This is a genomic window from Streptomyces sp. W16 (assembly GCF_033194735.1).
Lineage (GTDB): Bacteria > Actinomycetota > Actinomycetes > Streptomycetales > Streptomycetaceae > Streptomyces.
The window spans coordinates 1-7,479 of record NZ_JAWOAI010000483.1; the positions used below are offsets into that span (position 1 = coordinate 1).

Annotated in this window: 7 protein-coding genes and 2 pseudogenes; 6 read left to right on the forward strand and 3 right to left on the reverse strand. The window is 71.4% G+C overall.

The window, feature by feature from the left end:
- Positions 1 to 174, forward strand: a pseudogene (locus tag R6V09_RS41135) (cupin); the annotation flags it as partial.
- A 12-nt stretch (positions 175 to 186) separates the two neighbouring features.
- Here the strand turns inward: R6V09_RS41135 and R6V09_RS41140 are convergent.
- Positions 187 to 690 carry a winged helix-turn-helix transcriptional regulator gene (locus R6V09_RS41140; RefSeq protein WP_317886600.1) on the reverse strand — a complete coding sequence of 168 codons (504 nt, stop codon included), beginning with the start codon at positions 688 to 690 and terminating at the stop codon, positions 187 to 189.
- 119 nt (positions 691 to 809) lie between these two features.
- On the opposite strand from R6V09_RS41140, the gene R6V09_RS41145 reads away from it, so the two are divergent.
- Entirely contained in the window at positions 810 to 1,994 is a 1,185-nt protein-coding gene (locus R6V09_RS41145) for a thiolase family protein (RefSeq protein WP_317886601.1), read from the forward strand.
- A gap of 13 nt (positions 1,995 to 2,007) precedes the next feature.
- Here the strand turns inward: R6V09_RS41145 and R6V09_RS41150 are convergent, their stop codons facing one another.
- Complete coding sequence (locus R6V09_RS41150; RefSeq protein WP_317886602.1) at positions 2,008 to 2,853, reverse strand: TVP38/TMEM64 family protein; 846 nt, start codon at positions 2,851 to 2,853, stop codon at positions 2,008 to 2,010.
- A gap of 50 nt (positions 2,854 to 2,903) precedes the next feature.
- On the opposite strand from R6V09_RS41150, the gene R6V09_RS41155 reads away from it, so the two are divergent.
- The 4 genes from R6V09_RS41155 to R6V09_RS41170 all read left to right on the forward strand — a co-directional run bounded on the left by R6V09_RS41155 (position 2,904) and on the right by R6V09_RS41170 (position 6,993).
- Complete coding sequence (locus R6V09_RS41155; RefSeq protein WP_317886603.1) at positions 2,904 to 3,626, forward strand: DNA alkylation repair protein; 723 nt, start codon at positions 2,904 to 2,906, stop codon at positions 3,624 to 3,626.
- A 260-nt stretch (positions 3,627 to 3,886) separates the two neighbouring features.
- Positions 3,887 to 5,056 (forward strand): elongation factor Tu, encoded by a 1,170-nt coding sequence (gene tuf / locus R6V09_RS41160; RefSeq protein ID WP_317886604.1) that lies wholly within the window; start codon positions 3,887 to 3,889, stop codon positions 5,054 to 5,056.
- A 188-nt stretch (positions 5,057 to 5,244) separates the two neighbouring features.
- Entirely contained in the window at positions 5,245 to 6,081 is an 837-nt protein-coding gene (locus tag R6V09_RS41165; RefSeq protein WP_317886605.1) for a patatin-like phospholipase family protein, read from the forward strand.
- A gap of 66 nt (positions 6,082 to 6,147) precedes the next feature.
- Positions 6,148 to 6,993, forward strand: a complete 846-nt coding sequence (locus R6V09_RS41170) for a spermidine synthase (RefSeq protein ID WP_317886606.1) — start codon at positions 6,148 to 6,150, stop codon at positions 6,991 to 6,993.
- On the opposite strand, the pseudogene R6V09_RS41175 reads toward R6V09_RS41170, so the two are convergent.
- Positions 6,955 to 7,479: pseudogene (locus R6V09_RS41175) on the reverse strand (MFS transporter); the annotation flags it as partial. The gene R6V09_RS41170 and the pseudogene R6V09_RS41175 overlap by 39 nt on opposite strands.

The following is a 7,479-nucleotide window of genomic DNA, read 5'->3' on the forward strand; positions in this document are numbered from 1 at the left end:
CGCTGGGAGCGGGGTGCGCGGGCCGCCGCCGCGGCCACGGGGGAGCAGCTCGACCGGCTCGACCAGGGTGACTTCTCGCACCTCGCCGACGCCGCCGTACGGGCTGAACAGCCGTCCGCGTACGGGAAGTTCGGGATGTGCGGGCGGTTGGACGTCTACAAGGGGACCGTCTGAGACCGAGGGCTGCTACGCCGCCGCCGGGCCCGTCACGGTCCAGCCCGGCGCCTGCGGGTGGGCTGTGAGGTCCTCGTGGCGGACGGTGTCGCCACAGGCGGTGCAGGTGACGGCCGGGAGCAGTTCGTTGCCGCAGATGTGCTCGACCACCATGGGGCGGTCGAGAGTGTCTTTCCGGAGATGACGGTCGCCCCATGCCATGAGGGTCATCAGGACCGGCTCCAGTTCGAGCCCCGCCTCGGTGGGCCGGTACTCGAAACGTTGCGGGTGTTCGCTGTAGGTCCGCCGGGTGAGGATCCCGGCGTCGACGAGACGGCGCAGCCGGGCGGCCAGGACGTCGCGCGGGGCGCCGATGTTGCGGACCAGTTGGTCGAAGCGGCGATTGCCCAGGCACACCTCCCGTAGGACGAGCAGGGAGTACTTCTCGCCGACGAGTGCGAGGGCGTCGGCGATCGAGCAGGGGCGCGGGTCTTTGGTCTTGGTTGTGTCTTTGGGGGCGGCCGTGTTCGGACTCATGGCGTCCAGTCTAGGGGTGATTCCGGGGGTGGGTTTGATTTCCCAACTGACAGGGCTATGGTGAGTTTGGATTTCCTACTCACTGGTAGCTCCCGCTGGTCATCCTGGAGGCCCACCCCATGCGTGATGCCGTGATCGTCGAAGCCGTACGCACCCCCGTGGGCAAGGGCAAGCCGAACGGCTCCCTCGCTCAGGTCCACCCCGTCGAACTCCTCTCGCACACCCTGCGCACCCTCGTCGAGCGCACCGGGATCGACCCGGCCCTCATCGACCCAGCCCTTATTGACGATGTCATCGGCGGCACGGTCACCCAGGTCGGTGAACAGGCCGTCAACATCACCCGGCAGGCCGTCCTGTCGGCGGGCTTCCCGGAGTCAGTGCCCGCGACCACGGTGGACCGCCAGTGCGGCTCCTCCCAGCAGGCCGTGCACTTCGCGGCACAGGGCGTGCTCTCCGGGGCGTACGACATGGTCGTAGCCTGCGGAGTGGAGTCCATGGGGCGTGTGCCGATGGGGTCGGCCGTGCTGCCCGGCACGGACCCCTTCGGCCCGGGCGTCGCCGGACGCTACCCGGAGGGCCTCGTCCCGCAGGGCATCAGCGCCGAACTCATCGCCGCGAAGTGGTCGATGACGCGCGATCAGTTGGACGACTTCGCGGTCTCCTCGCACCACAGGGCTGCCGCCGCCTGGGACGCGGGCCTCTTCGACGCCCAGGTGGCGCCCCTGGCAGGCGCCTCGCGTGACGAGTGCGTACGGCCCGGCAGTACGGCCGAGGTGCTGGGCGGCCTGAAGCCCGCCTTCTACGACCCGGGCTACGCCGAGCGCTTCCCGCAGATCGAGTGGAACATCACCGCCGGCAACTCCAGCCCGATCAACGACGGCGCCTCCGCCGTCCTGATCACGTCCAGTGAGACCGCGGCCCGGCTCGGTCTGCGCCCGCTCGCCCGGCTGCACAGCTTCGCCGTGACCGGCTCCGACCCGCTGCTCATGCTCACCGGTGTCATACCGGCCACCGAGAAGGTGCTGCGCAGGGCCTCGCTCAGCCTCGACGACATCGACCTGTTCGAGGTCAACGAGGCGTTCTCCAGTGTCGTGCTGGCCTGGCAGCAGGAGACGGGCGCCGATCTCGCCAAGGTCAACGTGCACGGCGGGGCCATCGCGATCGGCCACCCGCTCGGTGCGAGCGGCACCCGGCTGACGACCACGCTCGTGCACGCGATGCGGGACCGTGGAGCGCGCTACGGACTGCAGACGATGTGCGAGGCGGGGGGCCTCGCCAACGCGATGATCATCGAATCCGTCTGACGCGCCTGATCGTTCAGTTGCCGCGCAGGTGGTGGCGCTTGCGCCAGGCCACCACCGCGCCGCCGAGGGCCGGCAGGGCGATGCAGGCCATGGCGATCAGGAAGGCCGGAGACGTGGGGCTGGACGCACGGGCGCCGGCGACGACGTACGCGGCGGTGTTCGGGATCGACCCGAGCGCTGTCGCGAGCAGGAACGGCATCCAGCGCATGCGCGAGACGGCGGCGCAGTAGTTCACGCCCCAGAACGGCAGTCCCGGGAAGAGCCGGGCCGTCATCATCGAACGGAAGCCGTGCTTGCTGAGCTGTCCGTCCGCGGCCTTGAGCCACCGGCCCCGCAGCAGCGGACGCAGCGCGTCCTGGCCCAGCACGCGGCCGAGACCGAAGGAGATCCCGGCCCCGAGCACCGTGCCCGCCAGTGCCGAGCCGGTGCCCAGCTGCGAGCCGAACAGCGCACCCGCCGCGAGGTTGAGCAACGGGCGCGGTACGAACGCCACGCTGCACAGGCCGTACGCCGCGGCGAACACCAACGCGGCGGCGACACCGCCCAGTTGGGGCGGCCAGCCGTCGGAGAGCAGTCGCTGCGGGTGGAAGAGCAGCACGGTCGCCCCGGCCCCGGCGAGCAGGACGAGGAGCAGCGACAGCCGGGACCACGGTGAGAGCAGGGCTCTCGTGCAGCGTGCGGTGAAGCCGGTCGGGGCGACGGGCAGCAGGGGCGCGACGGCGACGACGGACGTGGCCGTGGGGACGGTCACGACTGCGGCGAGCTCCGTGGCAGTGATCTGCGCAGTGGCCTGGGGAGTGGCCGTGGCGGTGCCCCCAGAGCGGGTGCCCCCAGAGTCGGTGGTGGCATCGGCAAGCATGTCGGCGACACTAACCGACCTGTGTATGTGATCGCCGTATGGTTCGTCTCATGAGCGTCACAGGTGCGGGCACCCTGAAGGTGCCCGGCAGTGTTCTCGCCGACACCGTGCTGGAGCGGCTCATCGCCACGTACGCCGCCGCGGCCGACCCGGAGCGGGCCGTACCCATGCGGGCCTACATGAAGGACGTGGCGCCCTTCCTCGGCCTGACCACCCCCGTACGCAGGGCGTTGTCCCGTACGGTCCTGGAGGGCACGCCCCGCCCCGACGAGACAGACTGCACCGCGATCGCCCTGCGCTGCTGGGAACTGCCGGAGCGGGAGTACCAGTACTTCGCGGTGGACTACCTCCGCCGCCATGTGAGGCACTGCACGTCCGGCTTCCTGCCGGTCGCCCGGCATCTCGTCGCCACGGTCCCCTGGTGGGACACCGTCGACGCACTCGCCTCCCACGTAGTGGGAGGCCTGGTCGCCGCCGATCCGAAGCTGACGGCCGACATGGACGCCTGGATCGTCGACGACGACCTGTGGGTCGCCCGTACCGCCCTGCTCCACCAACTGCGCTACAAGGAGCGCACCGACACCGAGCGTCTCTTCGCGTACTGCCTGCGCCAGTCCGGGCACCCCGACTTCTTCATCCGCAAGGCGATCGGCTGGTGCCTGCGCGAGTACGCGAAGACGGACCCGGAAGCGGTGCGTGGCTTCCTGGCCCGGGAGAAGGGGCGGTTCGCGCCGCTGTCGGTGCGCGAGGCCCTGAAGAACATCGGCGCCTGAACTCTCCTCCATTGATAAATCGTTCGACGTCGGGCAAAGCGTCGGCAATGATCGGCCTCATGTTCCGGTACGCCTTCCACCTCGCAGCATCCGCGGTCGCGGATGCCCCGAAGGCTGCCGTTCTCGTTCCTGTTCCAGCGGCCGCAGTCGACGGCGCCCGAAGCTGACCCTCTCCGGATCGTCCGGCGGACCCCGCAGGGGGAGGGTCGGCGAGTCCTCGGGGTCCCCGCACTTCACTCACCAGGCTTCGAGGTACCGCCATGTCCAAAACGGCATACGTCCGCACGAAACCGCATCTGAACATCGGCACGATGGGTCACGTCGACCACGGCAAGACCACCCTGACCGCCGCCATCACCAAGGTCCTCGCCGAGCGCGGCGCGTCCACCTACGTCCCGTTCGACCGTATCGACCGGGCGCCGGAGGAGGCCGCGCGCGGCATCACCATCAACATCGCGCACGTCGAGTACGAGACCGACACCCGGCACTACGCGCACGTGGACATGCCGGGCCACGCCGACTACGTCAAGAACATGGTCACCGGGGCCGCGCAGCTCGACGGGGCGATCCTCGTCGTCTCCGCGCTCGACGGGATCATGCCGCAGACCGCCGAACACGTGCTGCTCGCCCGGCAGGTGGGCGTCGACCACATCGTGGTCGCGCTCAACAAGGCCGACGCGGGTGACGAGGAGCTCACCGACCTCGTGGAGCTGGAGGTCCGCGAACTGCTCACCGCGAACGGCTACGGCGGCGACTCCGTACCCGTCGTACGGGTGTCCGGCCTCAAGGCCCTTGAGGGGGACCCCCGTTGGACGGGGTCGATCGACGCGCTGCTCGACGCCGTGGACACGTACGTGCCCATGCCCGAGCGGTATCTCGACGCGCCGTTCCTGTTGCCGGTCGAGAACGTGCTCACCATCACCGGACGCGGAACGGTGGTCACGGGCGCGGTCGAGCGCGGCACGATCCGGGTGGGCGACCGGATCGAAGTGCTCGGGGCCGCCCTCGACACGGTGGTCACCGGCCTGGAGACCTTCGGCAAGCCCATGGCGGAGGCGCAGGCCGGCGACAGCGTGGCGCTGCTGCTGCGCGGGGTGCCGCGTGACGCGGTACGGCGCGGGCACATCGTCGCGGCGCCCGGCAGCGTCGTGCCCAGCCGCCGCTTCTCGGCGCAGGTGTACGTCCTGTCGGCCCGCGAGGGCGGCCGTACGACCGCGGTGTCGACCGGCTACCGGCCGCAGTTCTACATCCGCACCGCGGACGTCGTCGGCGACATCGACCTCGGCGAGACGGCGATCGCGAGGCCGGGCGACACCGTCACGATGTCGGTCGAGCTGGGCCGTGAGGTCCCGATGGAGCCGGGGCTCGGCTTCGCGATTCGCGAGGGCGGCCGGACGGTCGGCGCGGGCACGGTGACCGAGGTCGGCTGAACGAGGCCGGCTGAACGAGGCCGGCTGAACGAGGCTGGCCGAACGGCGGGGTGCCTGTCCCTACGGGGGCGGGCACCTTCGCGCGTCCCGCACCCGCACCCGGTGGCCCGCCTCCGTGATTGTCAGTGCCGTGCGCGAGACTTGATCGCGGAGGCAGTCGTGGCGAGCGGTGGAGAGGTGGGGGCACCATGGCGGGCAAGGCACTTGTGCTGGGTGGTGGGGGCAGCAGCGGTATCGGCTGGATGGCCGGGATGCTGTACGGGCTGGGCGAGGCGGGCGTGGATCTCGGTGACGCCGATGTCGTGATCGGTACGTCGGCCGGTTCGACCGTCGGCGCGCAACTGCTGGCGGGCACACTCAAGGAACTCTTCGAGCGTCAACTCACGGTTCCCGAGGGCGAGATCCCGGGCCGACTCGGCGCCGGCCTGCTGTTCCGCTACGCGCGGGTGGCGCTGACCTCGCGCACTCCCGAGGCGTACGGCCGGAAGATCGGCCGTATGGCACTCGCCGCCAGGACACCCGACGCCGCGGCCCGGCGCGCCGCGATAGAGACCCGGCTCGTCTCGCCGGAGTGGCCCGATCGCGCCCTGCGCATCACCGCCGTGGACACCGCGACCGGAGAGCTGCGGGTCTTCGACAAGGACAGCGGGCCGACCCTCGCCGACGCCGTCGCCGCCAGCTGCGCGGTCCCCGGTGTGTGGCCCCCGGTCGCCATCGAGGACCGGGTCTGGATGGACGGCGGCATCCACTCACCCGCCAACGCCCACCTCGCCGAGGGCTACGACCGGGTCGTCGTCCTCGCCCCGATGGCCGTCGGCGGCGGCCCTCTCACCTCGGCGGCGGACCAGACACGGCGGCTCGTGGAACAGGGAGCCCGCGCGGTCGCCGTCAAGCCGTCCCCGGAAGCGAAGCAGGCGTTCGGCCACAACCCGCTCGACCCAACGGTACGCGCGCCGGCCGCTCGCGCGGGGCGGGAACAGGCGGCGGCGCACGCGGCGGAGGTGGGGGAGGTGTGGGGGGTCTGACGGGCCCGTACGAATTCGTTGCCCCCATCACCCCGGCACAATGGACCTGTGAACGAGCCGATACCCGTGAACGAGCCGATACCCGTGACCAGGGACGTTGATCACGGGACCGCCAAGCTGATGCCCGACGTGGATCGGGCGCGGGCCTGGCTGCTGACCGTCGACGGGGCGCCGCAGTCCTATGTGGACCTGGACGCGCCGACGCATCTGGAGTTCGAGTACGCGCGGCGGCTCGGGCATGTACTGGACACCGTCGCGGAGCCGGGGCGCCCGCTGGACGTGGTGCATCTGGGCGGTGGGGCGCTCACGTTGCCCCGGTACCTGGCGGCGACCCGGCCCGGTTCGCGGCAGGACGTCGTGGAGGCCGACCTGGGGCTGCTGGAACTGGTCGCCGAGCATCTGCCGGTGCCGGACGGTGTCGGTGTCACCGTGCACGGCGCCGACGCCCGTGCGTGGCTGGAGGCGGCGCCGGACGGTTCGGCGGACGTGGTCGTCGCGGATGTGTTCGGCGGGGCGCGGGTTCCGGCGCACCTGACCTCCGTGGCGTACGCCCGCGAGGCCGAGCGCGTGCTGCGTGCCGACGGGTACTACCTCGCCAACCTCGCGGACTCCGCCCCCTTCGCGTTTCTGCGCGCCCAACTCGCCACGTTCGGCGCGGTGTTCGGCGAGCTGGCGCTGATCGCGGAGCCGGGTGTGCTGCGCGGACGCCGGTTCGGCAACGCGGTGCTCGTCGCCGCCCACCGGCCGGTCGACACGGTTGCCCTGACCCGGCTCGTGGCCGCGGACGCCTTTCCGGCGCGGCTCGAACACGGGCTCGCGGTACGGGACTTCATCGGCGGCGCGCGACCCGTCCGGGACGAGGACGCCGTACCGTCACCCGAGCCCCCCGACGGAGCGTTCGGGATCGGGTGAGCCGTTCTCGGCCCGCGGTCCGTCGTGGGTGGGTGATCCGGCGCGCAGCCGTAGGTTCCGTACCTCCGGCACGCACAGCGCACCCGCCGTGACCAGTGCGACCAGGGCCGCGCACCCCCAAAGGGCCGCCGTCCGGCCGAAGGCCGACTCCGCGGGGCCCGCCGCCGCGGCGGCGACCGGCACCAGCGCGATCGAGCCGAACCAGTCGTAGGCCGCGATCCGGGAGAGCTTCTCCTCGGGGATCTCCTGGTGCAGTGCCGTCATCCACGACACCCCGAACACCTCGACGGTGGTTCCGGCGACGAACATCACCACGCACAGGACGCCGACCGGCACCGGCACGGCCAGCGCGGCGGACGGCAGGGCCAGGGGGAAGATGCCGAGCATGCCCGCGAGGAGCAGCCTGCGGGGTTTACAGCGGGTCATCAACAGGGCGCCGGCGACTGTGCCCGCGCCGAACGCGGCCAGGGCCAGGCCCCAGGGGCC